At 41.5% G+C, this 23,280-nt stretch carries 24 protein-coding genes; 16 read left to right on the forward strand and 8 right to left on the reverse strand.

The annotated features are described in order from the left end of the window. The first annotated feature begins 89 nt into the window (after nt 1–89). Nucleotides 90–428: a hypothetical protein gene (locus tag HWQ42_RS35670; protein WP_367119073.1), complete on the forward strand. Its 339-nt coding sequence runs from the start codon at nt 90–92 to the stop codon at nt 426–428. Between the two features lie 126 nt (nt 429–554). Here the strand turns inward: HWQ42_RS35670 and dcd are convergent, their stop codons facing one another. Both dcd and HWQ42_RS32275 read right to left on the reverse strand, forming a co-directional pair. Further along, nucleotides 555–1,136: a dCTP deaminase gene (gene dcd, locus HWQ42_RS32270; protein ID WP_292819359.1), complete on the reverse strand. Its 582-nt coding sequence runs from the start codon at nt 1,134–1,136 to the stop codon at nt 555–557. A gap of 57 nt (nt 1,137–1,193) precedes the next feature. Continuing rightward, entirely contained in the window at nt 1,194–1,730 is a 537-nt protein-coding gene (locus HWQ42_RS32275) for a P-loop NTPase family protein (protein WP_292819362.1), read from the reverse strand. A 346-nt stretch (nt 1,731–2,076) separates the two neighbouring features. Between HWQ42_RS32275 and HWQ42_RS32280 the strand changes: the two genes are divergently transcribed. From HWQ42_RS32280 to rnhA, 8 genes are all read left to right on the forward strand, one after another. Then, nucleotides 2,077–2,700 (forward strand): nucleoside monophosphate kinase, encoded by a 624-nt coding sequence (locus HWQ42_RS32280; RefSeq protein WP_292819365.1) that lies wholly within the window; start codon nt 2,077–2,079, stop codon nt 2,698–2,700. Between the two features lie 185 nt (nt 2,701–2,885). Beyond that, the gene (gene rph, locus HWQ42_RS32285) at nt 2,886–3,629 is read left to right on the forward strand and encodes a ribonuclease PH (protein ID WP_292819368.1); all 744 of its coding nucleotides are present in this window, start codon (nt 2,886–2,888) and stop codon (nt 3,627–3,629) included. 272 nt (nt 3,630–3,901) lie between these two features. Beyond that, nucleotides 3,902–4,624, forward strand: coding sequence for a 6-phosphogluconolactonase (pgl, locus tag HWQ42_RS32290; protein ID WP_292819371.1), 723 nt, complete (start codon nt 3,902–3,904; stop codon nt 4,622–4,624). Between the two features lie 269 nt (nt 4,625–4,893). Continuing rightward, nucleotides 4,894–5,769 (forward strand): FHA domain-containing protein, encoded by an 876-nt coding sequence (locus HWQ42_RS32295; RefSeq protein ID WP_292819373.1) that lies wholly within the window; start codon nt 4,894–4,896, stop codon nt 5,767–5,769. A gap of 289 nt (nt 5,770–6,058) precedes the next feature. Further along, entirely contained in the window at nt 6,059–6,802 is a 744-nt protein-coding gene (locus tag HWQ42_RS32300) for a M50 family metallopeptidase (protein ID WP_292819375.1), read from the forward strand. After that, on the forward strand, nt 6,802–6,924 hold the full coding sequence (locus HWQ42_RS32305; protein WP_292819377.1) for a hypothetical protein: 123 nt from the start codon (nt 6,802–6,804) through the stop codon (nt 6,922–6,924). The genes HWQ42_RS32300 and HWQ42_RS32305 overlap by 1 nt, the downstream gene beginning before the upstream one ends. Before the next feature lie 67 nt (nt 6,925–6,991). Continuing rightward, entirely contained in the window at nt 6,992–7,246 is a 255-nt protein-coding gene (locus tag HWQ42_RS32310; protein ID WP_292819380.1) for a hypothetical protein, read from the forward strand. Nucleotides 7,247–7,362: 116 nt separating this feature from the next. Continuing rightward, nucleotides 7,363–8,271: a ribonuclease HI gene (gene rnhA, locus HWQ42_RS32315; RefSeq protein ID WP_292819382.1), complete on the forward strand. Its 909-nt coding sequence runs from the start codon at nt 7,363–7,365 to the stop codon at nt 8,269–8,271. 89 nt (nt 8,272–8,360) lie between these two features. On the opposite strand, the gene cruG is transcribed toward rnhA, so the two are convergent. Both cruG and cruF read right to left on the reverse strand, forming a co-directional pair. Then, entirely contained in the window at nt 8,361–9,557 is a 1,197-nt protein-coding gene (cruG, locus tag HWQ42_RS32320) for a 2'-O-glycosyltransferase CruG (protein ID WP_292819385.1), read from the reverse strand. A gap of 149 nt (nt 9,558–9,706) precedes the next feature. Beyond that, nucleotides 9,707–10,615, reverse strand: coding sequence for a gamma-carotene 1'-hydroxylase CruF (cruF, locus tag HWQ42_RS32325; RefSeq protein ID WP_292819388.1), 909 nt, complete (start codon nt 10,613–10,615; stop codon nt 9,707–9,709). Between the two features lie 384 nt (nt 10,616–10,999). Between cruF and HWQ42_RS32330 the strand changes: the two genes are divergently transcribed. Beyond that, nucleotides 11,000–11,446: a hypothetical protein gene (locus HWQ42_RS32330; RefSeq protein WP_292733172.1), complete on the forward strand. Its 447-nt coding sequence runs from the start codon at nt 11,000–11,002 to the stop codon at nt 11,444–11,446. A 145-nt stretch (nt 11,447–11,591) separates the two neighbouring features. Here the strand turns inward: HWQ42_RS32330 and HWQ42_RS32335 are convergent, their stop codons facing one another. Further along, nucleotides 11,592–12,365 (reverse strand): MlaE family lipid ABC transporter permease subunit, encoded by a 774-nt coding sequence (locus HWQ42_RS32335; protein WP_292733175.1) that lies wholly within the window; start codon nt 12,363–12,365, stop codon nt 11,592–11,594. 1,055 nt (nt 12,366–13,420) lie between these two features. Here HWQ42_RS32335 and HWQ42_RS32345 point away from each other — a divergent pair. Then, a complete protein-coding gene (locus HWQ42_RS32345; RefSeq protein WP_292819394.1) occupies nt 13,421–14,848 on the forward strand; it encodes a hypothetical protein in 1,428 nt (475 codons plus the stop codon). A gap of 433 nt (nt 14,849–15,281) precedes the next feature. Here HWQ42_RS32345 and HWQ42_RS32350 read toward each other — a convergent pair whose 3' ends face one another. After that, the gene (locus HWQ42_RS32350) at nt 15,282–16,430 is read right to left on the reverse strand and encodes an alanine--glyoxylate aminotransferase family protein (RefSeq protein ID WP_292819397.1); all 1,149 of its coding nucleotides are present in this window, start codon (nt 16,428–16,430) and stop codon (nt 15,282–15,284) included. Between the two features lie 432 nt (nt 16,431–16,862). Here HWQ42_RS32350 and HWQ42_RS32355 point away from each other — a divergent pair, with 432 nt between their 5' ends. From HWQ42_RS32355 to HWQ42_RS32365, 3 genes are all read left to right on the forward strand, one after another. Further along, nucleotides 16,863–17,252, forward strand: a complete 390-nt coding sequence (locus HWQ42_RS32355) for a DUF1499 domain-containing protein (RefSeq protein WP_292819400.1) — start codon at nt 16,863–16,865, stop codon at nt 17,250–17,252. A gap of 264 nt (nt 17,253–17,516) precedes the next feature. Continuing rightward, the gene (locus tag HWQ42_RS32360; protein WP_292819403.1) at nt 17,517–18,185 is read left to right on the forward strand and encodes a DUF1345 domain-containing protein; all 669 of its coding nucleotides are present in this window, start codon (nt 17,517–17,519) and stop codon (nt 18,183–18,185) included. 114 nt (nt 18,186–18,299) lie between these two features. Then, entirely contained in the window at nt 18,300–18,545 is a 246-nt protein-coding gene (locus HWQ42_RS32365; protein WP_292733186.1) for a ChaB family protein, read from the forward strand. A 413-nt stretch (nt 18,546–18,958) separates the two neighbouring features. On the opposite strand, the gene HWQ42_RS32370 is transcribed toward HWQ42_RS32365, so the two are convergent. Next, the gene (locus tag HWQ42_RS32370) at nt 18,959–19,129 is read right to left on the reverse strand and encodes a hypothetical protein (protein WP_292733189.1); all 171 of its coding nucleotides are present in this window, start codon (nt 19,127–19,129) and stop codon (nt 18,959–18,961) included. Between the two features lie 437 nt (nt 19,130–19,566). After that, nucleotides 19,567–21,921, reverse strand: a complete 2,355-nt coding sequence (locus HWQ42_RS32375; protein ID WP_292819406.1) for a tetratricopeptide repeat protein — start codon at nt 21,919–21,921, stop codon at nt 19,567–19,569. Between the two features lie 403 nt (nt 21,922–22,324). Here HWQ42_RS32375 and HWQ42_RS32380 point away from each other — a divergent pair, with 403 nt between their 5' ends. Next, complete coding sequence (locus tag HWQ42_RS32380) at nt 22,325–22,963, forward strand: histidine phosphatase family protein (RefSeq protein ID WP_292819409.1); 639 nt, start codon at nt 22,325–22,327, stop codon at nt 22,961–22,963. 123 nt (nt 22,964–23,086) lie between these two features. Beyond that, the coding region (locus HWQ42_RS32385; protein ID WP_292819412.1) for a hypothetical protein at nt 23,087–23,280 on the forward strand (194 nt) is incomplete at its 3' end.

Here is a 23,280-nt window from a genome sequence, read left to right on the forward strand (position 1 = left end):
ACTAATTTAGCCTTTTTAGAGTTAGTGTAACTATCTATGTAAAGTTTTGTATCAGTATTCAACATTTCTGATCTAATACCTCATCAAAAATAGATCCTGGATACGACGGAAAGCTTTCCATCACAGTTTTCAATTTAGGCAAAAGAACCGTTAAACTTAAAAAAGGACAAGTATTTTGTACACTCTATATACTTGATGTCCAACAGGGAGCTATTCCATATAAGAAACCTTCTAAAAGAATTGCTGGAAACACTAGAAAGGGTTTATTCAGCGAACTTAGAGATTTTATTGAGACAAATCAGACGTATTTTACTATTATTCTAACTATTGCAACTATACTTTTAACACTAGTTCAAATTTTACAGCCTATTTTACATCAACAAGCAGTACAAACATCTCCCACAGAAAACAAAGATAGAACTAAGTGATTCTTTCTCACCTAGATATATTTATTGCTATTAATTTAGTGTAACCCATAGCTTTTAAACGACCTTGTTGAAAAGTCTAGGTTTACCATTTGAAAATTTTATAACTCAAATGTCTAGTTTTGAAATTCAAACCCGAGCGATAGTGACTACATCTGGTTGATCTTGATACTTTCCTTGACGTTCTTCATAATTTACATTACAAGGTGCTCCTTCCAAAAAGAGCAGCTGAACTATTCCTTCATTAGCGTAAATGCGGCAATCAGCACTAGAAGCATTGGATAACTCTAGTGTCAAGTAACCACGCCAAGCCGCTTCGGCTGGAGTTACATTTGCAATAATTCCACAACGAGCATAAGTACTCTTACCTATACAAATTACTGTAATATTATTTGGTATTTCTAGCCTTTCAAGGGCAACTCCAAGCCCATAGGAGTGGGCTGGAAGAATAAAGTAGCTACCGTTTATATCTGTGTGAAGTTTAGTAGGTAGCAAGTTTTCAGGGTTAAAGTTCTTGGGATCAACTACAGTTCCTGGAATATGCCTAAATATACGGAAATCTACTGGTGATAGGCGTATGTCATAGCCAAAGCTACCAAGACCAAACGAAATGACAGGTAGTTCCTCACTATGACGGATTAAATTTGGCTCAAAGGGCAATATCATACCCTTTTCAGCTTTTTCTTTAATCCAAGCATCGTTTTTAATCACAGGTTCACAGACTATTTGACACAGAATTGTAATATTAGCACAAATTGAGTATTTTGTTTAAGGTCGATAACTCCGACGGATTTCTGTAATTTGATCTGCCACATCGAGAAGAGATTTGGGCATCTCTGGCCCTGTGAGAATAATATCAATGTGGGGAGGGCGTTTTGCCAAAAACGCTAAAACTTCCGTTTCAGGAATTAAACCAAAGTTAATCGCTAAACTTAACTCATCTAACACCACGAGAGAATACTTACTCGCACACACTACTTGTTGTGTATACTGCCACAGCTTTTGTAAAGCTTGGTTTTCCGTATCGTCTAAATGCGGTGTATCGATACAACGAGGCAAATCACAGCGAATCCAATCTAAATTTTGTCCTAATTGGATGGGTCGATCCTGTCCTTGGCGAATACCTCCTTTGAGGAACTGTACTATTAATACAGCCGTTCCTTGTCCAGCTATTCTCAGTGATTGAGCCATCACGCTCGTAAAAAAGTTGCGATGAGAGCTAGTGAAAACTTGCACTAGTCCTTCTACTGGATATGGTAGGGTTAAGGTTGAATTGATACTTTGACTTTCTAGCTGGGCAACCATAAGGTTAAGTTAAAAAAATACAACAAGTTAAGGGTTATTGCTGGCGGTAATTCTGATAAATTTGCCTGTATAATCAATCTGTTTTTCACAGGTGTGGTGGATTTGGCAAATTGCATTCTTAGTCAAACACTACGTTTGTATTGAAGTCAAGGGTTATTTTGATTTAAATTTTTTTCGTCTTTTATCGGAAATGAGTTGTAAAAATGAAAACATAAGAGTTACAGTCCCAATTATTCAAAAAAGCTAGGCAGAACATCTGAAAATCGCTAAATGTTAGATTTGTCGGTTGTTTGGGCAAAACAGACTTAGCTAGTAGTGAATTTGACAGGATGAGGAGTAAATCGTTGTGAGATTGGTGATTCTGGGAGGTTCAGGATCGGGGAAAAGCACTCAAGCACAAAGGCTTTGCAGATACCTTGATATTCCTCTGATTTCCACAGGTGACATTTTACGGTCAGCAATATCTGGCAATCAGCCCCTGCCGGAATTTCGATGGTTGGAAGCCGATCCCCGGACTTCTCTTTCGGTTTACGCTAGCTTGAGTGAACTAGGCTACCACGCACGGCCCTATATGCAAAAAGGGGAGTTAGTTCCAGACGAAATGATCATTGAATTGATCCGAATACGGCTCAGACAACCAGATATTAACTCCGATTGGGTGTTAGAAGGCTATCCCCGTACTGCCTTCCAAGCTGAAGAATTAGATTTTTTATTGGATGATTTAGGGCAAAAGCTAGATTGGGCAATTTATCTCCAAGTCCCGGAAGCAGTCATGGTTAGTCGATCCTTGGGGCGATCGCTACCAGATGACCAACCGGAAATCGTGCAGCGCCGTGTAGAATTATTCTACGATCGCACCATTCCCATCCTAGAATATTACGACCGTCGTCGCTGCTTGTTGACCATCAACGGCGACCAATCACCAGAGATGGTGCAGCAAAATATTTTGACTCTGCTTTCAGTTCCTTGAAGAGTGCTGTTAGCGGTAGCTAAGGTTTAGCCCGTGCTGAGTGGGAGAGTTAGGAGTTAGGAAGAATTCTTCACAATCCCCATTACCCCTTATCCCCAGAGGGGGCCCCACCTTCCCCAATCCCCAGTAGATTTACAACACTAAGGTAATCTTAAGGCAGTATTGTAAAACTTGAGGCAATTCCAATGGCTTGGCAGCGTCCTGATGGTCGGATTCCCTACGCACTACGTCCGATTAGCTTTCACCCCAGTTTCACCCGCTTTGCCCCCGGTTCTGTTCTTGCAAGATGCGGTGATACGCAAGTACTTTGTACCGTTAGCGTTAATAAGGGAGTTCCGAAGTTTCTCGAAGGAACTGGTAAAGGCTGGCTAACTGCTGAGTACCGAATGTTACCATCTGCTACCCAAAAACGCCAAGAAAGGGAATTATTGAAATTATCTGGACGGACGCAAGAAATTCAACGTTTAATTGGCCGCAGTTTACGCGCAGCAGTGGATTTTGAGGCACTGGGAGAACGCACGCTGACTGTGGATGCTGATGTGTTGCAAGCAGATGCCGGAACTCGGACAACAGCCATTACAGGCTCGTTTGTAGCGTTGGCTCATGCGGTTTCTAAATTATTGCAAGAGGGCGTGTTGGAGCGATCGCCTTTGTGTGGACAGGTAGCAGCAGTTTCCGTAGGATTACTGGAGGGAGAGCCATTTTTGGATCTGAATTATATCGAAGATGTAGCTGCAACAGTAGATTTTAATGTGGTGATGAATCAACACCTGGGAATCATTGAAGTCCAAGGAACAGCCGAAGAAGGCAGCTTTAGCCGCACTCAGTTAGATCAACTGTTAGATGTGGCCCAAAAAGGAATTCAAGAATTGTTAATCGCTCAACGCGAAGCGATCCCTAACTGGGAAACGTTGTTTGTAATTAATTAGTTTTATTAATTTTTAATAAGAATTAATAAATGTATCCTTTGTAGCGTTAATCAACAAAGTATCAAGTAACTGGATGTAAATAAAAATAATCATCCGAGTGGTTAGTAGTTAGTACAACTCACTACTGAAAACTTACCCTTGAAGGTGATAAGGAGGGTCTATATTTTCCAGCTTACTTAATCCACGATGTTAAATGTTTCAAAAGTTAAAAAGGGAGATTGTAATAAGTTCGGTATTGTATTGCTGGAAGCCAGCAATATGATGATGAAGCCATGAACAAAACCGTTGAAGTTCTACCGGATCAGCCGGCGCTGGTTGCACGAGCGCTAGAATTAATTCTGTCTAAGTTAGAAACTGCCATCGAGCAGCGGGGGCGGTTTACTATCGCCTTGTCTGGTGGCAGTACACCTAAACCGTTATACGAAGCGATTGCTACTCAAAAACTGCCTTGGGATAAAATTCATATATTCTGGGGAGATGAGCGTTACGTACCACCAGATCACCCCGATAGCAATGAACTGATGACGCGTCGTGCGTGGCTAGATCGCGTTGATATCCCAGCGACTAACATTCACGCCGTACCAACTTTAGAAGCCAATCCAGAACTGGCTGCTGCGAAGTATGAACAACATCTCAAAGAATTTTTCAATTCTTCTGGGGTCGAGTTTCCCCCCTTGGATGTAGTATTACTAGGAATGGGTGATGATGCACATACCGCATCTTTGTTTCCCCACACAGAGGCTCTTAAAGTACGCGATCGCCTTGTAACTGTGGGTAATAAAGACGGAAACCCCAGGATAAGTTTCACATACCCCTTCATCAACTCTGCTCGTAGCGTGATTTTTCTGGTTGCTGGTGCGAATAAACGACCAGCTTTAGCACAAGTCTTTGCACCTGTAGCCGATGACTTTACTTACCCATCCCGCTTAATTCAGCCCCAAGGAGAACTTTGGTGGCTGCTGGATGCGGCAGCAGGTTTGGAACTTCAACATTGAAGAATGGGGAATTGGGAGTGCTGAGTGCTGAGTGCTGAGTGCTGAGTTAGGAGTTAGAAGTTAGGAGTTAGTTAGGAGTTACTATTATTTCCCCTGCCCCTCTGCTCCCCTGCTCCCCTGCCCCCTGCCCCCCTGCTCTCCTTCCCCGTGTAAGAGTGTCTAATTCATTGTTCCATTAGCAGTAATTGCTAGAATCTAAAGCTAGGGCCGCCCTCTGCTTGCCAGTCCTACCTATATTTATGATGATCTTGAACAAAGGCTAAATATCGATGATCGTCTGCCCTAATTGCAATCATCCCAACCCTGATGGCGCTGTCCAGTGTGAAGCTTGCTATACACCATTACCTGCGACTACTAATTGTCCCAGTTGTGGGGCAACTGTGCAGGCAGATGCTGCATTCTGTGGTCAGTGTGGCTATAACCTTCACTCCGCAGGAGTTCCACACGTTCATCCCGCAGTAGCTACAACAGTCACTCCCGATATTCCTGTGGAAGTGCCAGCGTTAGTTCCACCCGATCCATTGTTAGAACTTTTACAACCAGATGCTTTGGGAATGAGCGGTTCTACTAACTCCCATCCTCCCGAATCATCTTTACCACCAACAGAGATGGCAGTTCCCCCAGAACCTACGCCACAGATGCCTGTTGCAAAAAGCAGCCCTCCAGAACCTGTGTCAACCGTTGTAGCTCAACCCGTAGTCTCTGGACAAAGTAGTATTCCGACTCCACCACCTGTGGAACCAGCACCAGCCTCTGAAGCCGAAATACCCCCGCCAGCAGCACCAACTGCAACTGCTGCCAGAACGCAATTGCAGCAGGTTACAGCGCGGCTACTCCACATTCAAAGCGATCGCTTAATTGAATTGCCGCAAAATTTCTCTGTGATTCATATCGGCAAGCCCAATGACCGGATTCCTCCAGATATAGATGTTTCAGGATTTCCCAATTCCGAAATTGTCTCGCGGATTCATGCAGATATTCGCGTCGAGGGAGATGCCCATTATGTAGAGGATGTGGGAAGTTCTAATGGCACTTACATTAATAATTTGCCACTTTTACCAGGGAACCGTCATCGCTTGCGACCAGGCGATCGCATTAGCTTGGGTAAAGGAGACTTGATGACATTCCTCTTTCAACTTGCTTAACTGATTCTTGCTAAATTGTGACATCAGTCTAAGTTTTTTCTGCCCATCCTCCGGCATCCATTTTGGAGGAGAAACAAATGAACTGCATCAGACAAGCGACGGATAACTATGTCGTTCTTGATAGCGCCATAGTTATCCGTCGCTTTGATGTGCGAATTGTTGCATTGTCTAGCAACTCCATTACCTGAATAATTACACTAGGATGGATGGAAATACACTGCCAATTTTAGATTTTGAATTTTTCAGAAAATCTAAAATCTAAAATCTAAAATCCAAAATTGAGTGACCTATGAGGGAACCAAGTAAAAATTTTGAAACCTTGCTTGCTAAAGAAGCCCCGCCAGTTGTTGAACGTATGGGGCTTACCTGGCTAGTTGCAGCAGCGATCGCAACTGCTTTATTGTGGCAAGTACCAGGAGGGGATTATATCTTATACCCATTTACAATTCTGGCAACTTGGTTTCATGAAATGGGTCATGGCTTAATGGCACTGCTATTAGGGGGACAGTTTCAGAAGTTGCAGATTTTTAGCAATGGTTCTGGTGTCGCAACTTATGGCATCCGATCGTCATTGGGGCCAATTGGCCCGGCAATAATCGCCGCAGCCGGGCCAATGGGGCCACCTCTTGCTGGGGCAGCTTTGATTCTGGCTTCCCGCAGTTTTACAGCAGCAACCCTCTGTTTAAAAATTTTAGGAAGTTTTTTGCTGTTTTCGACATTAATTTGGGTGCGTTCCTGGTTCGGATTGGTGGCAATTCCCTTACTAGGTTTAATAATCTTAGGTATTTCCCTGAAAGCACCTCGCTGGGCGCAAGGGTTTGTCATTCAATTTTTGGGTGTACAAGCTTGTGTAAGTACGTACCATCAACTCGATTATCTATTTAGTAGTTCTGCTGGCCCCCTTGGTGCATCTGATACAGCGCAAATGCAGCGATATTTGCTTTTACCTTACTGGTTTTGGGGTGGGTTAATGGCGATCGCATCTCTGGTGATTTTAATCCAAAGTCTCCGCGTTGCTTATCATTCGGAGTAATGAGTAAGAAGCACCATCAAAAGGCGATTGAATCTTTAGATCAAATAATTACCGAACATCAAGAAAAGATTAGACTGGAATCAGAGAAGAGTTTTCCTGACGAAGGTTTAATTAAGCATTGAGAAAAAGAGATTCGTGCTTTTGACAAGGCAATCCAACAAGCGCGTAGATTGGGACAATAACTAAAATATGCAGATTAGCGATCGCCCTCTTGCAGTCACTAATTCAACCCTCAGTACCTTGATTGCTGAATTAGGTACAGAATGCCTGAAAGTACAAGCCTTAATTAACCAGCTACAGTTAACTAGTTTAACTGCTAACCAACAAGCTGAAATTCTAGCAGAACTCCTAGCTGCTGCGGTTCATCTGTATAATCATTGTGACGAAGATTTTCAGACGCTAATTACTGAAGAAATCGAAAACTTGCCTGATGATGAGGATTAAAGAAGAATTCCGAAGTCAGGAGTCAGAATTAAGAGTTTTTATCAGTATAATAGCCTGGATATTGTTAAAAAATTCGCCGCTAATAATTCTTGCCTTCGCGGTTCGCTCCTCTAAACATGTCCACCCAACCCATAATTCAAAGCATATACACCGATGGTGCTTGCACCGGTAATCCTGGCCCTGGCGGTTGGGGTGTTGTCGTCTACTTCAGCGACGGCTCAATCCACGAAATGGGCGATGCATCCCCTCATACCACTAATAATAAAATGGAGATGCAAGCTGCGATCGCCGCTCTTCAATTTCTGCAAACATCTCAACAAGCACAACCAATTACCCTTCATACCGATAGTGAATACCTGATTAACTGCGTTACCAAATGGGTGAAAGGCTGGAAAAATAAAGGCTGGAAAAAGTCAGATGGTAAACCCGTCCAAAACCAAGACCTTTTACAAATCTTAGATGAACTCAATACCCAACAAGTAAAATGGCAACACGTCCGTGGACATTCTGGTAATATAGGTAACGAACGTTGTGATGTGATCGCTCGCACTTATGCAAGTGGCAAAACCCCTTCTCTACAACAATTATCTTCCACAGATTTTTATAAATCTTTACCTTCCACAAATGAAATAAATGTAGCAAAAGTAGCTGATTATGAAAAAAACTCTAGAATAACTAACCAAAGTCCGCAAAAAATCAGTACTTCTGCACCAGAAATAACCGTTATGGAACCATCAACCGGGCCAACTGCGGCCGTAACCGATGAAAAACCGCCAGAAATGAGGGTTTCGCAACTCCGCAGCTTGGTCGAAACTCTGCGTATAGCTGACGAGATTTCTGAAAAAGGCTACTTAATCACCAGTTCTGAATTAGCAGACTTGATGGATGTCCACGCCAGCGCTGTCACCAGTCGTGGAGATCAATGGCGCTGGCGAAACTGGATAGTGTCACGGGTACGCCGTGAAGGAAATCAAATTCTTTGGGAATTGGAACGTGGGGATCAGGTAGGAGGGGAAGAGGAGTAGGCGAGTGAGCAGGAGAGGCAGGGGAGGCAGGGGGAGCAGGGGAAGAATAACTTTAGTTATTGACCAATGACCAATGCCCAATGCCTCCACTATATATACTTGCGTCCTCTCCACTCACGCGGGGTGTGGAATGCAGATAAAAAGATTCGCAGTACAGCTAAGGGATCGGCCAAAGGGGAAAGCCAGAATAACCAACTGCCTTTAGCGTTTGTGCGATCGTAAGAAGGTGCGATCGCTATTAGCATCGCAAAGCGAATCACCAACAGGAATAAATTCAGTCCCAGCAGCAAAAGTGGGGGAGTGGGCGAATATGAGAGTGGGGGAGAAATCAACAAAAAAGTCAGGACAATTAAAAGGGGTAGACCTTGAACAGATGTGAGCAGCCATAAATCTCCCCACAACTGAGAGCGAGAAGTTGCATCTTTAAGATCGAGACTCCGCCCCCATTCTTTCCACGTCTCCATCGCCCCTTCATACATGCGTACCTTTAACACTTTTGCGCCATCTAAAAAGCCCACCTTATACCCTTGAACAGCAATATTTCGTGCCAACGTGACATCATCACAAAAAGAACTTCTGGCACTGCTATAACCACCTACAGCAGCTAAAACGGAGCGACGACACAAAAAACACTGCCCATTAGCCATTACCCGTTCTGGTTGCTCTGTATTGATCCCTGCTGGGTCAAATCGGTAAAGCAAAGTCATCAACAAAGCAGGTTGTAGCCAACACTCCCCAGGATATTTGAGGATGAATTGGGGTGAAAGAGAAACCAAATCATAGCCTTGTGCTTCGGCTGTCTTCACCAAACCAGCAACTAAACCAGGATGCGGTTGGATATCAGCATCCAGCCCCAGGAACCATTGACTAGCCTCGGAGCTATATAGAAACCCGTTATGCAACGCCCAAGGACGCCCCACCCAACCAGAGGGTAAGGGATCATCTGTGATCAGGCGAAAGCGGGGATCTTTCTGCTGTGAGGCTTTTACCAAGTCTGGCGTACCATCACTGGATTTACTGTCTACAACCATAATTTCCCGAACTTCATAGCTTTGCTGACTTAAACCAGCCAACAGAGGGCTAATGCGAAGCGCCTCGTTCAGTGTGGGAACAACGATGCTAACCTTACCCAAAAGCTCTGGTGTCGGCTGTTGGGGTTCTATTGGAGGATGGCGTCTTGGCCCTTTTAACAGTCGCGAAAACAGAATCGCCGTTGCTGGTACTTGGATAAGTAACAGTAAAAGAGAGATAGCGCTTTCTACTATCAAAGCGTTGTCATTAGTCATTAGTCATTAGTCATTAGTCATTGGCTATGGGGCATTGAGTATTAGGCATGGGATTGGATATAGGAGCAGAGGGGAAAGACTTACTGCAACTTCTCCTGTGCTCCTCTGCTCCCTCTGCTTCCCTACTCCCCACTCCCTAATTTCTAGGCTTATTTCAAGGCAACTTCAACCTTTGCTACTGTTACTTCTTTAGTTACTGGTTCAACAGTAACTTGAGCAGGTGTGGTTGAACTCCTTGACCACAGCACCACAGCCGGAATCACACCTAGCAATAAGCCGAGTAACACAGGGATAGAGAATCCAGCTGCCAAGCTTAGTCCGGCGGCGAATGCAAAGTTAGTTAAATAAACGACTAATGGCAGATTGAGTTGCGATCGCTCTAATTTAATCGAGGTATTTCTCCACAATAATCCTGCCACATTCATAAACAGGGCGCTAGTACCAAACCAACCTACATAGTTCTGGTAAGGTGTTCCAAAGAAAGCTCCTGGTTGTTCCCAATACCAGAAGGGCAGAGAAGTTTGACTCATAGCCGGTTCTAGGGCAAAGTCCCAGCAAGTGAAGAGCAAAGCACCAACGGCTATTGCAGCAATATGGCGACCCCAACTGGGTTTTTGAGCCACTTTCAAACCAGTTCTCGCAATTAAGTAAGATGACAGCCCAACATAAAACCAAGATAAAGGAATTGTGAAAGGAACTAGCCCTCCAATCTTATAACCCAAGCCACTCAAGTAGCTATAATCACCAAATGGAAACCCTGTACTAGTTCCCAGTAGTTCACTTCCCAAAGAGATAAACATAGCCGGTAGCATAAATGCTAGCCAAGTTCCTAATCCCAACGTCCGGTAGGCATAAATAGAGACAGCTACTGTCCCTAAGATGATATCAACTACACCGCCGCCAGCCATACTTAACTGTACGGCAGTTTCTCCTACCTGCGATAAGTTGAAAATTATTTCAGCATTAGGTACTACCAGTAGCATCCCTACCAGTCCAAAGGCTTTTGACGCGATATGACCAATGAGGCATACGCGTTCAGCAATAATAAGTTGTTTCATGATAATTCCTTAACAAGATGTGACACGCGGCTACTCGGCTGCTAACAGTTTACAAATCTTTAACTACTTTGTACCGCAATTCTCGACAAACTTGTTTGGCTTTCTTGTGAACAGCATAAAAGTCTATTGATTGAAGCTATAAAATATGATGCTAAACTTACTAGTTTAAGCCATATATTCAAAATCTAGATAATTTTATCTGTAAGAACTTCTGGTTTCTTGTCTCACTGATACCCGTATCGGAAAAAACTCCTTTGATACTGGGATATCCTTAAGGAAGGACAATGATCATAAACTGAGCAAGTCCTCAAGCAAAATAAAGTCTTGAGTTACTACACTTATTTATGCGATAAAACCTTAATCCTGTACTAGAAATATAAACCCATGTCAATTTTGAAAAGAGTTCCTTGGGTGTCCCTGGCGCTAGTACTGCTGAGTTACAGTACTTTGGGCTGGGTAATATCAGAAACACGTGCTCCTATATTTGTGTGGGTGGCAACTGTAATTGCTATCTTGCTTTTAATCATAACGTTGACCGCTCCTTGGCCGAAGATGACATATTACTACAGTCTTTTTCTTCAATCAAATACCAGGGCTTTCGGCGTTGCCGTCTTAGCAGCTTTCTTATTCTTTATTATGATTGCCTGGTTTCGGGTCTTTCTTGATACTTTACTCATCATTTCAGCGACTATATTAGTCAGGATAGACTTTCAAAGAGCAGGTCTTAGAGAAGGGTTAGCTTTTTCAACTGCCTCTATCTTTTCATTGGGAGGTTTAGCTTTGGGTGCGCTAATCTACAAGTTCATATATTCCCAAATTCCGTTAACGTGATGAGTTATATCCGAAAAAGCAAGCCATGACTGGGTTGGGTTGTGCCAATGCTTTAGAAGCAGTATTATTTTCCCCCAACTTTCTTTGTAGCTCAAATTCCCAACTTCTTAGAAAGTTGGGAATTTTGTTCAATACTTACTTTGGTTCAAAATGCAGGCTGTTCAAACAGCAGTAGAGATAGGAAAAAATCCATAATAAAAATTGATACCCAACTAGTAACAACTGCTTTTGTTGCCGATTCTCCGACTTCCTTTGCTCCCCCTCTAGTAGTTAAACCCCAACTACAGCCAATGACAGCAACCAGCACTCCAAAAATAAACCCTTTTAGCAAAATAATAAACAAATCTGACGGTTCTAAAAAATTTCTGACTGATTCTAAAAATGTTTCGGGAATAATTTGGTAGAACTTTGATGCGGCAAAAACTCCGCCAATGATGCCTGTAACTAAAGCCAAAATCGTCATCAAAGGCACCATCAAACAACAAGCAATTACTCTAGGAAGTACTAGATAATCAATTGGATCGGTTTTGAGCATATAAAGTGCATCAATTTGCTCAGTAACTCGCATTGCACCTATTTCTGCTGCAAAAGCAGAACCTACTTGTCCCGCCATAATACTAGCGGTCAAAATTGGAGCTAATTCTCTACAAAAAGCTAAGGCAAAAGCACCACCCACTGCATCAACAGCCCCAAATCGCACTAATTCTCTCGCCGTTTGAATAGTAAAAATCATTCCTGCAAAACCGCTGACAAGGAGAACTGGAGAGATAGAACCTGGTCCAGCGGTAACAAGATGTTGCAAAATCTTGCGATAGTAGGTTTTCCCTTGGAGTAAATGTAGCCACACTTGACCAAAGAGCAGTATTGCTGCAAAACAGCGTGTAATCCCAGATTGCTCAAATTTTGTTTTTGGTTGCAATTTTATCGTCCTTACGACTGACTTTTTTTGCACATTTGTTGTTATATCAATTTTCTAAAATAAGACTACAGATACAAATGGTGGGAACCCAGCCAGATGTAATCTGACTTTCTCAATTAACTCATGCTTTGTGTGCTATGGGGTTGCAATCTCTCGTCCGTCAAACTAGAAAAAGTAATTGAATCAACTCAAAGGGTTGAAAAATCTAATAATATTTCCAAATAATGTTAAACAATTTTTTATGAGCAGGATTAAATACATAATATTTCTGTTGCTATTAATACTACCTTTCTCCATAGTCCATCCGGCTTTTGCATCTGTATGCCGCAATTACGCTGTCTACGACGGTCTACGCCACCAGATTTGCATTCTCAGTATCAGCCGAAGTGCCAAAAATTATTGGGAATACAGGGCAATTGTTAGCGTAGATGGCATAAAAAGACCTACAGAGGTTTACAATTGTCGCGAACGAGTCAAGGTTCAAGAAGCTGGGACTGTTTTGCCCTTTGCGCAAAAAGGCCCTGGTGAGATGATATGCAGCTTTTTTAATTCTTCTCGGCGGTAAACACGCGCCAGATAATGAAGACGGTAAAACCTAGATAGGTGAATACTGTTAGCCATTCTTGCCAGCTACCAAATGCATTGTTCATCAGCAAAAGCCGGAAAATTAATATTTATCAATCCTACACGCTGATGTTACCAGTAGGTTGCTGTATTTTAGGAGATCAAAGAAGACTAGTCAAAAATTCTTAGCTAATTTTCCGGAATGGGTAACAATGGCGTGGTAGTAAATATCAGAGCATCGATATTATACTGAACCTCTATAACTAACCTTCGGGGAATATATCCCCATTGTTTTCCCTCAAAAACCCGGTCTTCATGACCGGGTTTTTGGTGTTTATACTAAGTATACAGTCGAGCAAGTCAGGGACAGAGGGATGCCTACGCCAACGCAGCACTTCTTTAAACTGTCTAAGTATCAAATAAAACTCTTGTCCAGAAACTTTTAAGAGATTTTATTGGTCTGGTTCTCCAAATTCTGCAAAAATCAACCAATGTCATCTTCTGCTCAAGGTATTCCCGGATTACCTGATTTGACGCATCCAATTGAGCTTGTCCAATTTGGAACCCAGGCGCTCAAAGCTTCACTGTTATTAGTATTTTTGGTCGTAGCTTTAGGAGTTGCGATCGCACTCATCAGTTTTTCTCTGCGTCGCAGCCAGCCGGAACAATTTATATTCATTGGCGAATGGGCTGTTCGTTATTTCCAACTGTTGCGGGGATTACAGCATTTAACTCTAATATTAGTCCTGTTAATTCCGGGATTTTTTCTCTGTTCAACTTTGAGCAATCGTTATCACTACTGGGAACAAACAAAGGTGGCTCAAGTAGCTGAAAGTGTCGCAGGTGAAAAGCTCGAACAATCTGCGCCGCAAGTTCGCTACACTACCCAAGAGGCATACTCTTATACCACGCAAGCCAATGGCAAAATAGTCAAAGTCAATGATACGCGAGAGATTAACCGCTTCTTAACGCTGGGGGGTTCGCAAATTCAAGTCAAGCTAGACCAAAGCGTAGATGTTCCAGGTCGCAGTTCAATTTATCGCGTGGAATACACTGCTGATTATAAAGTAGTTAACCAACTCAAGGATATTAATAATTTCTTTTTTGAAGCATCGCCACCTAATGGCTACACACTGCTTGCTGGCTACAAAGTAGAGCGTAACGGTACTAGGCTACAACAAACCAATCTGGGAGATTATGGCTTTCCCTTCCAGCTGCAACCAGGAGAAGAAACCACCTTTAGAGTCACCTATCAGGCTCAAGGCGGGCCTCGCTGGGTTTACAGTGCCGCAGGACAGTTGCTTTCTAATTTTCGCCTCACAGCAATTGCCAACTTTGCTCCGGCTGATTTTGCTAGTGGTGTTGTACCGAATGAGATTAAAGTTAATGGGCATAGTACTCAGTTTACTTGGAAATTTGACGATAATGTTTCAGTGAAAAATCCATTTGGAGTGTTTACTAACACTGACCCCATTCGTCATACTGGCATCATTCCCCGGCTTTTATTACTAGCACCGGCAATATTTTTGTGGTGGATATTGTTGTTATATTTGTCACTGCCAATGAGTTTCAGAAATATTGCGATCGCTGGTAGTATTTTCTTTGCTTGTCTGTTGACTTTGACCTATCTAGCTCGCGTTATCAATGCTCAGTTGGCTTGGACTTTAATTTCTATCATTTTACTAATTTTAACATGGGGATTGGGAGCTAGCCGCAGTGCTTCCCTGGCTGCAATCGTCGCCACTATTGCTGGAGCAGTGCTACCAATTTTTGGATTATTAGTACCGTTTAGCGGACTAACTCTTAGTTTAGCGGGTTTGCTCTCAGCGGTTTGGCTAGCAGTTCGTCACTGGTATGGCTGGTACAGTTTGCACCCAGGAGATCAAAAATTGCAGACTCAAAAAAATGCTAAAGATTAGATGATTCCGCTATGATTAGCGAAGTTTTAGCAAATAACATTTATGGATAACGATTTACTCGCTTTCTTTGCGGCTGCTGGGTTGCTCATTCTCTATCTTATCTTCTCAGCCTTAACTGAAATGGGAACTAAATTGCCTTGGAAGAAATAAGCTGATGGGCTAAAAAGTTTATACTTTTAAATCTCATTGGGCTTGGAAAAAAAAGTAAACATCCTTTAGGCTTGGTTAATATATTTATTCTTCGAGATAGTTCCAAATGCACGATCCACAAAAGAACCACATTAAAGTTGAACCGGCAACCCTAGTTTTGATTGTATCTGCCTTAATACTCTTGCCTCTGCTAGTTGTTGGTTTTTTCTCGCAGTAAAGTTAGCCCGATGCTCTTTTTCTCAGGTGCGTTAAGTTACTGTTAACGCACCAGATTATATCAAAACTACTTAGGCAAAACCTGCCGTAGTGCGGCTAAAAGTTGGTCAACACTTTCCTTTCGACTATTAAAGCCCATCAATCCTACACGCCAAACTTTTCCAGCGAGTTCGCCAAGACCACCGCCAATTTCAATATTATGTTCATTGAGTAACTGCCGAGCGATCGCTTTTCCATCTACCCCTTCTGGAATGCGGACAGTGGTAAGCGTTGGCAGTCTATACTCTTGCTCAACGTGCATACTCAGTCCTAAATTCTCCAAACCTTCCCAGAGATATTCTACGTTCTTTTGATGCCGCTGCCAGGAATTTGCTAATCCCTCTTCTGCAAGCAAACGTAGTGCTTCCCGCAATGCATAGTATAAATTAATCGGTGCTGTGTGGTGATAGGTGCGTTCAGCACCCCAATACTTGCCCAGCAACAACATATCTAAATACCAGTTTGCAACTTTCGTTTGCCGCTGTTGCAATTTCTCAACTGCACGCGAACTCATAGTAAAGGGAGAAGCACCAGGTGGGCAACCTAACCCTTTTTGGCTACAACTATAGGCTAAGTCAACTCCCCAAGCATCCAAAAACAAGGGGACGCCGCCCAAACTTGTCACCGTATCCACTAATAACAAAGTGCCAAATTCACGACATAAATCAGCGACCCCTTCCAAGGGTTGACGTGCGCCGGTGGAAGTTTCGGCATGAACTAGAGCTAAGATGGCTGGACGATGAGTTTTTAAGGCAGTTTGGAGTTCATCCAAGTTGAAAACTTGTCCCCAAGGTTTGGTAATGGTTCGCACATCAGCGCCATAACGTCCAGCCATATCCACGAGCCGATTACCAAAGTAACCAGCTACACCAATTAAAACTACATCATCGGGTTCTACAGCATTGGCGATGGTTGCTTCCATTGCGGCTGTTCCCGTACCGCTGACTGCAATGGTAAGTGAGTTTTCTGTTTGCCATACGTAGCGTAGCAACGACTGAATTTCATCCATGAGTGCGAGAAAAGCTGGGTCAAGATGCCCAACGGGTGAAGTATTCATCGCTTGGAGAACTGTGGGATGGGCATTAGATGGACCTGGCCCCAACAGCAGACGGGATGGAATTTCTAGCGGCGTGAGTTGCAAGCGCCCGGAGTCGTTAATTGAAATTGTTTGCGTCATAAATCTGTCTTTATTTAGACGATACTTACCGGATCATATAGGAATCCGATTTGATTCCTGAACTTACTTGTGTAGGGAGGGAACAGGACATCTGGAAATAGGGCATTGCAGAACAGTGTTTAATATTAAATCAACTTTAGACTTGTATCATACTCGTCTAGTTTTTATTGACCCACAGGTTGATGACTAAGTGAAGATGCACAACTACTGCTGTATGGTTGCCTCGACACCACCTTTGGTACTGCTGGCAAGGTGATTACTGATATTGGTACTTTGGCGCTAACCCAAGCGTATTGAGTCATAAAGAGCGATCGCATTACCGATGTTTTAGTTAATCTGTCATTTGCCAGAAGATGCGATTACAGCAAAGTATTACAGTGATTCCAACAAATGTGTGAGAGTATATTTATTCACTCACCCGGAGAAATAATTATGGTTTTTGCTGGCAAACGACCAAATAATTTAGGTATTAGCAACGGGAAATTAGCATCCTGCCCTAATTCCCCTAACTGCGTTTCTAGTCAGAGTCCAGATGCATCTCACCAAATTGCACCACTGACTTTTACATCTACTCCAGAAGAAGCGATTACTAATCTTAAACAGATTATTGAGTCTTTACCAAGAACCAAAATCATTACCGAAAGCCAAGATTATTTATATGCAGAATTTAAAAGTGCTTTACTGGGATTTGTGGATGATGTAGAATTCTATCTAGACCGGAATGCCAATATTATCCATGTGCGTTCAGCTTCACGTTTAGGTCAGAGCGATTTGGGTGTTAATCGTCAACGAATAGAGACGATTAGAGCTAAGTTAAAGTAATTTGTAATTGAACTAAGGACTGGAAATTAAAGACTGAGAAGATAAGTAAGTAGTTGGACAAAATTAATTACACAATGTCATTACGAGTGAGATATTCGCAGAGTATTGGATTGATTCACTGAGTTTGTAATGGTTGTAAATATTTTGTCCACCTACTTATGTGGATTCCGCTCCCAGTCAAATCTGAAATGACGATTGTGTGGTGTGGTGTTTCACCAAAAATGATGAATTACGAATTAGTTAAACTTTGCGATCGCAATATTTGTGAAACTTAATTTATTTAAAAACTTTGACTCCCGACCCCGACTAATTGTTGCTATGGGAATCGCTGTATTAGTTTCAGTTATCCTACCGCATTCTCTGCACTTACCTACTCGCATTCTCTGCGCTTGGAACTCCGGTATTGACTTTTTCTTAGCCATAACGTGGTGGAAAATGATTGAGGCTAACCCAGAAAAAATTCGCCGTTATGCTGAGAGTGAATATGAAGGGCATTTGGCTATATTCATGTTAGTGATTGCTGCGGCTTGTGCTAGTGTTTTAGCCATTGGGTTTTTACTAACTGATAAAAAAGGATTGTCAACAATTCTGCTTACCCTACACGTCATACTTTCAATTATGACTATTGTCGGTTCCTGGTTACTAGTGCATACGATGTTTGCAGTACAATATGCACACAGCTATTACAAATATATTAATCGTAATCATAGTGAAGAAATCATCGGAGGTTTAGATTTTCCTCATAACGACTATCCAGACTACTGGGAATTTTTATATTATTCTTTTGTAATTGGCATGACTAGTCAAGTTTCAGATGTGCAAACAACATCACCCAATATGAGGCGCTTGACTCTGTTGCATGGCATATTATCCTTCTTTTTCAATACTACCATTGTAGCTATGAGTATTAATATTATTGCATCGCTGATTTAAAAATTGCTTGACTCAGCCATAAGTATGATTATTTGATTCTCTACTTAAAGAAAGAGGAAATTTGACTGCCAGTTTTTTAGCATAAGCTTAAGTTGAAATAATTGGAGTGTATTTATGCCTTATAACAAAATAGATGAATTATCTGAAGACATCAAAGAACAACTGCCTGAACATGCACAACAGATTTTCGTTGCGGCATTTAATGCTGCTCAAAGTGATGGTTTGAGTGAAGATGGCGCGCGTGATATTGCTTGGAATAGTGTAAAAAATGAATACGAGCCAGGCAATGATGGCAAATGGCAGAGAAAGCCTGAAGATACTGCGATACATCATAAAGCTGTTGTATCTGGTGGTAACTAAGTAAATCTCACCTGTGGCTAACTATCTGATTTCAAGGTTCTTATAAGGGTTTAAGGGGAATTTCATTCTTAGAAAGTAAAGATAAAATTTCCCTTTTTTTACAAATTATGTCAGATATCGTAAATAATAATTTTTAGTCTTTCCCTCGTGTTTATTATAAATGGCGATATAGCGATCGCTAGTTTTTTCAGAATTTTCCTGGTTCACCTTTTGTCTTGTTTGTCAATGCGTAAGTTCTAATTCATAGCCCTTTCAAGGTGACTCGTAAAATCTCTGTTTTTCTCTCTGCGCTCTCTGTGCCTCTGCGGTTTAAAAGTAATTTATTTAACCACAGAGACGCAGAGAACACAGAGTTAAGAGATTAAAGAGGAATTTTTTGAGCAAAATTTTTACTCACCTTGAAAGGGCTAGTTCTAATTCATAAGACTTTTGGGTATAAGGGGAATCAAGATAAAGGTTCCTTTGGGGAAAGCAGCACGGGCGACACGAACTGTTTCCTCTGGCACAGGACTGATGGGTTGCGGTTTCAGTGATATATCCCTAACTCTCCTGGCTATATATAGACTGCGAATTTTAGGTGACACTCTACAGGATTCCTGTCTACTTTTGAATTCGCCAACAGCATCCACTGCTCATTTTATTTCTGATCTGTCCGGAAATTGCTTTTAACTGGTTGAAGAAAGGATTAGCTCTATCAATTCCCTTATGCTTTTGAACCCAACCAAGTTGTGAAAAACTTGTCTTGTAAGCCTTACATCTTTATTTTCTTTCAAACGCTTACATGATAATGGGTTCAAAAAACCAAAATTTGGTTTGGCATAAAAAGAACAATAGAACCATCAGTTTTAGCAACTTGGGGATTTAAAGGGTACAGTATGAACAACGAAAGAGAAAATCGCGGTAGTGGCAGAGTTTGTCTCAAAGGTTAATGTATTGTATCAGTTCTGGACTGTGCAACCATTCCAGAGTGTTTTAGTGTGTACTTTTAATTTTTATTGAGTCATTTATTCTTTGAAAGTCTCTAAGTTGAAGGAATAGATGAGATTCTAGCAAGAAGATTTTCAAGATTATTACGACATATAACAGTATTAGGATGATTCATTCCTAGACGACTTTCCCATATTTTTAAAGCTTGGATAAATAAAGGTTTCGCTTCTGTGTACCTTCCTTCTAAATTGTAAAGTTCAGCCAAGTTGTTAAGACTAGTGGCAACACAGGGATGTTCATCTCCCAACAAGTTTTTATCTAGTTCAAGTGCTTTTATACAAAAAGGTTCAGCTTTGTCATAGCACCCCATCTGTTTATACATCTTACCTAAAGCGTAAATTGTATCTGTTAAAAGAGGGTGATCCTTTGGTAGCGAACGTTGCTTAATTTCCATGACTCGTAGAAATGATATTTCTGCTTCGCCATAGCGTTTTTGAGCGGAGTAAATTAATGCCAAATTGTGCAAATCTATTGCAAAATCTGGATTCTCTTCTCCTAAAAAGTGCTTATCTATTTTTACTGCTTGTAAGGAAAATTTTTCGGCTTCATTGTAATGCCCTTGATGATAGTAAAGTAATGCTAGGTTATTCAGTGTCATTGCCACTTTAGGATGTTCTTCTCCCAATATGCGTTTTCTCTTCTCCAAGACTTTTAGATACAAAGGTTCAGCCTCCGTATACTTTCCTAATGAATCATAGAGCAATGCTAGGTTATTGAGTGTTATTGCGATATAAGGATGTTCTTCTTGCAATAGGCGTTTTCTCATCTCCAAGGCTTTTAGATACAAAGGTTCAGCTTCTGTGTACCTTCCTAATGAATTGTAGAGCAATGCTAGATTATTGAAGCTTTCTGCGATATCAGGATGTTCTTCTCCTAACAGAGATTTTTTCATCTCCAAGGCTTTTAAATACAAAGGTTCAGCTTCTGCGTACCTTCCTAATGAATAGTAAATTACTCCTAGTTTATTGAGGATTTCTGCGATATCAGGATGTTCTTCTCCTAACAGAGATTTTTTCAGAGCCAAGACTTGTAGGACTAAATGTTCCGCTTCCGTGTACTTTCCCAATAACTTGTAAATTTCTGCTAGGTTGCTAAGACTTTCTACAAAATCAGTATGTTCTTCTCCTAGCCGGATTTTGACTGTTGATAAACACTGTCTATACCAATTTTCGGCTAAAGTATACAAACTTTGTTGTATATAAAATGTCCCTAATCCAACAAAGAAAAAAATTAAATCTTCATCTCTTACAGCCTCAATAAAACTTTGGGTAACTTCTATTAAATGAGGGATAGCATCTTGTACTGAGGTAATAAATTCACGGGTAGGAGATTCAGCAATTGCTTTAGCAATTTCCACCATTACTGCTGCAAAAGCTTGTTTGTACTTAATCTGTAACCCCTCTGTACTATCTACTATTGATGAGGAAGAGTTAGATGCTAATTTATCCTGTAGGAATTGCCTAATCAAGGTATGAATTCTACAATAACCCTCTTTTTCTTCTATGCATTGAACTAAATGGTGTTGGTAAAGTTCATCGTTTGCAGTTTCAATTTCTGATTCTGTTAGGAAAAGATGCTGGCTAGCCGAATTTATCCATTCCCAAATAAAATCATTTTGAGCAAATAAACTTAATAACTTAGCAACATGACGCGTTGTGGGGTTTAGTTCTTGCCAGCTAAATTCAAATGCGGCGAAAATACCTCGTTGAGCTGTATTCAGAGTTTGTTCTAATTGCTGTTGTGAGGGATTAAGTGCCTCATTTAGTAATTTCTGTTCTTTGAGTCGTTGTAGAATTTTTGTTAAAGACCAATTGGGAGGTTTTTTAGCTAAATACACCCCTACTAACTGCAAACCCAAAGGGAGGTATCCCAACCACTGGCACAATTCTTTAGCTGTCTGTAATTCACGCTGGACTCGTTTTTCATCTACTAAAGATGTCAGCAGTTGTAAAGCATCTTTTGGTTCCAAAACATCTAGAGATATCTCTTCTACAACACTAGAATCCATACTGCGTAGACGTGTTGTAATCAAGACGCGAAAGTGGTTAGCCTTTGGTAGTAACTCTCGACAACTTCTTAAGTTAGTGACATCATCTAAAACTAATAATACTAATCCCGATGAGGATTGCCAGTTTTGCCAACACCATTCCACTTGTTGCTTGAGAAGGAGTGGTTTTCCTCCCAATTCCTGTGGTACTTCTAATTTCATGTAAAGGCGAGCAAACTGTATAATCTCAGCAGCTAGATTCGATTCTCTTGCTGATAACCAGCAAATGCCACCAGGATAACTTGCTTCATGCTCCTTAGCATAGCGAATTGCTAGTTCTGTTTTACCAACTCCCCCCATACCAGTAATAGCGGTAATCACCACCATGCCTGATTTTTGCAATTTTTTATGCAGTATTAGAAGTTCATTGTGTCGTCCAACAAAGTTGACGACTCCTGTATAAGGAATGTAATTGACTAGATTTGAATTTACCTGTTTCTGGTTAGATGACTCCAGTCAAGCAGGTGATGGCTCATTATAGTTAAAATTTATTATTTGATTACTACCTCTACTACCTCCTTGAATTACAGGGGCTTTAGTATCGATAGCATTGTTCTGTTGAGTTTTGTCACCATAGACGTACTAGTACTAGCTGAAACCGCTACTTTTATCTTCGATTTCAAAAGTTTGTGGTTGATTGACTTTTTTAGTTGATTAATTATGTCCTAGTGTCACAGACTCGATGGCAAGATTGATGGTAGTTTATTTTTGCACAAACTCCTTTATCCCAATTGCAATACAAGCTATGACACTCAATTTATATTTACTGCGACATGGAGAAACTACTTTTAGTCAAAGTGGTAATTTCTGCGGTGAAACTGATGCGGAGTTGACAACAGAGGGGATGCAGATGGCATCCGGTTTTGCCGATGTTTATCAAAAATTGAAGTGGGAGGCTGTTTATGTTAGCCCGATGAAGCGCACAATTGCAACTGCCAAGCCATTTTGTGATGCTATTGGTATGGATATGCAGTTGCGTGACGGACTTAGAGAAGGTAGTTACGGCGAATGGGAAAGGAAGAGTAAATCGTTTGCTCAAGAGAATTACGCAGAAAACTATGTAAAATGGTTGACAGAACCCGCTTGGAATGCACCACTAGGTGGAGAAACTGCGGTAGATATTGCTAACCGTTCTATGCCTGTAATTGCTGAAATTCAAGAAAAACACCCCCAAGGTAATGTTTTAGTAGTTTCCCATAAAGCCACGATTCGGATTATGCTTTGCAGTTTACTGGGAATTGATTTGGGACGCTATCGCTATCGGGTGAATATTTTGGTCGCGTCGGTAAGTATGGTTAAATTTGACGTTAATGGCCCTTTGTTAGAAATATTAGGCGATCGCCATCATATACCCGATGGTATTCGCTCTCGTCCGGGAACATAATAGTCCCTTAAACAAAAAAGCTCTGCACTCTTACTGCCTTAAATAACAACTAACTTTTCTTTAACCGACTTCTGAATTTTAAGGAGTCGGTTTTTCCTTTGATTTATCCTCGCATTTGACAAGATGATTGTGGGCGGAGATGTCGGGAAATATAGCTATCTCGAAATCATGGTTAAAGAGCTACACAGCAAGGGTTTTTGGCGTATTACATTGGTAATAAAGTTCTCCAAAAAAGGTTATTTTTTGGCGATCGCAGGGACAATAGACCTCTTGCAAAAGTCCCACATGCGTGGGACAAGTAGGTTAGAGTTGGGTAG

The sequence above is a fragment of the Nostoc sp. JL23 genome (assembly GCF_017115065.1).
Taxonomy (GTDB): Bacteria; Cyanobacteriota; Cyanobacteriia; order Cyanobacteriales; family Nostocaceae; genus Nostoc; species Nostoc punctiforme_A.

Excerpts from the sequence above, each read along its gene's own strand:
- HWQ42_RS32275 (WP_292819362.1), bottom strand. The coding sequence starts at position 1,730 with ATGGTTGCCCAGCTAGAAAGTCAAAGTATCAATTCAACCTTAACCCTA.
- rph (WP_292819368.1), top strand. The coding sequence starts at position 2,886 with ATGGCTTGGCAGCGTCCTGATGGTCGGATTCCCTACGCACTACGTCCG.
- pgl (WP_292819371.1), top strand. The coding sequence starts at position 3,902 with ATGAACAAAACCGTTGAAGTTCTACCGGATCAGCCGGCGCTGGTTGCA.
- HWQ42_RS32295 (WP_292819373.1), top strand. The coding sequence starts at position 4,894 with ATGATCGTCTGCCCTAATTGCAATCATCCCAACCCTGATGGCGCTGTC.
- HWQ42_RS32300 (WP_292819375.1), top strand. The coding sequence starts at position 6,059 with ATGAGGGAACCAAGTAAAAATTTTGAAACCTTGCTTGCTAAAGAAGCC.
- HWQ42_RS32305 (WP_292819377.1), top strand. The coding sequence starts at position 6,802 with ATGAGTAAGAAGCACCATCAAAAGGCGATTGAATCTTTAGATCAAATA.
- HWQ42_RS32310 (WP_292819380.1), top strand. The coding sequence starts at position 6,992 with ATGCAGATTAGCGATCGCCCTCTTGCAGTCACTAATTCAACCCTCAGT.
- rnhA (WP_292819382.1), top strand. The coding sequence starts at position 7,363 with ATGTCCACCCAACCCATAATTCAAAGCATATACACCGATGGTGCTTGC.
- cruG (WP_292819385.1), bottom strand. The coding sequence starts at position 9,557 with ATGACTAATGACAACGCTTTGATAGTAGAAAGCGCTATCTCTCTTTTA.
- cruF (WP_292819388.1), bottom strand. The coding sequence starts at position 10,615 with ATGAAACAACTTATTATTGCTGAACGCGTATGCCTCATTGGTCATATC.
- HWQ42_RS32330 (WP_292733172.1), top strand. The coding sequence starts at position 11,000 with ATGTCAATTTTGAAAAGAGTTCCTTGGGTGTCCCTGGCGCTAGTACTG.
- HWQ42_RS32345 (WP_292819394.1), top strand. The coding sequence starts at position 13,421 with ATGTCATCTTCTGCTCAAGGTATTCCCGGATTACCTGATTTGACGCAT.
- HWQ42_RS32350 (WP_292819397.1), bottom strand. The coding sequence starts at position 16,430 with ATGACGCAAACAATTTCAATTAACGACTCCGGGCGCTTGCAACTCACG.
- HWQ42_RS32355 (WP_292819400.1), top strand. The coding sequence starts at position 16,863 with ATGGTTTTTGCTGGCAAACGACCAAATAATTTAGGTATTAGCAACGGG.
- HWQ42_RS32365 (WP_292733186.1), top strand. The coding sequence starts at position 18,300 with ATGCCTTATAACAAAATAGATGAATTATCTGAAGACATCAAAGAACAA.
- HWQ42_RS32380 (WP_292819409.1), top strand. The coding sequence starts at position 22,325 with ATGACACTCAATTTATATTTACTGCGACATGGAGAAACTACTTTTAGT.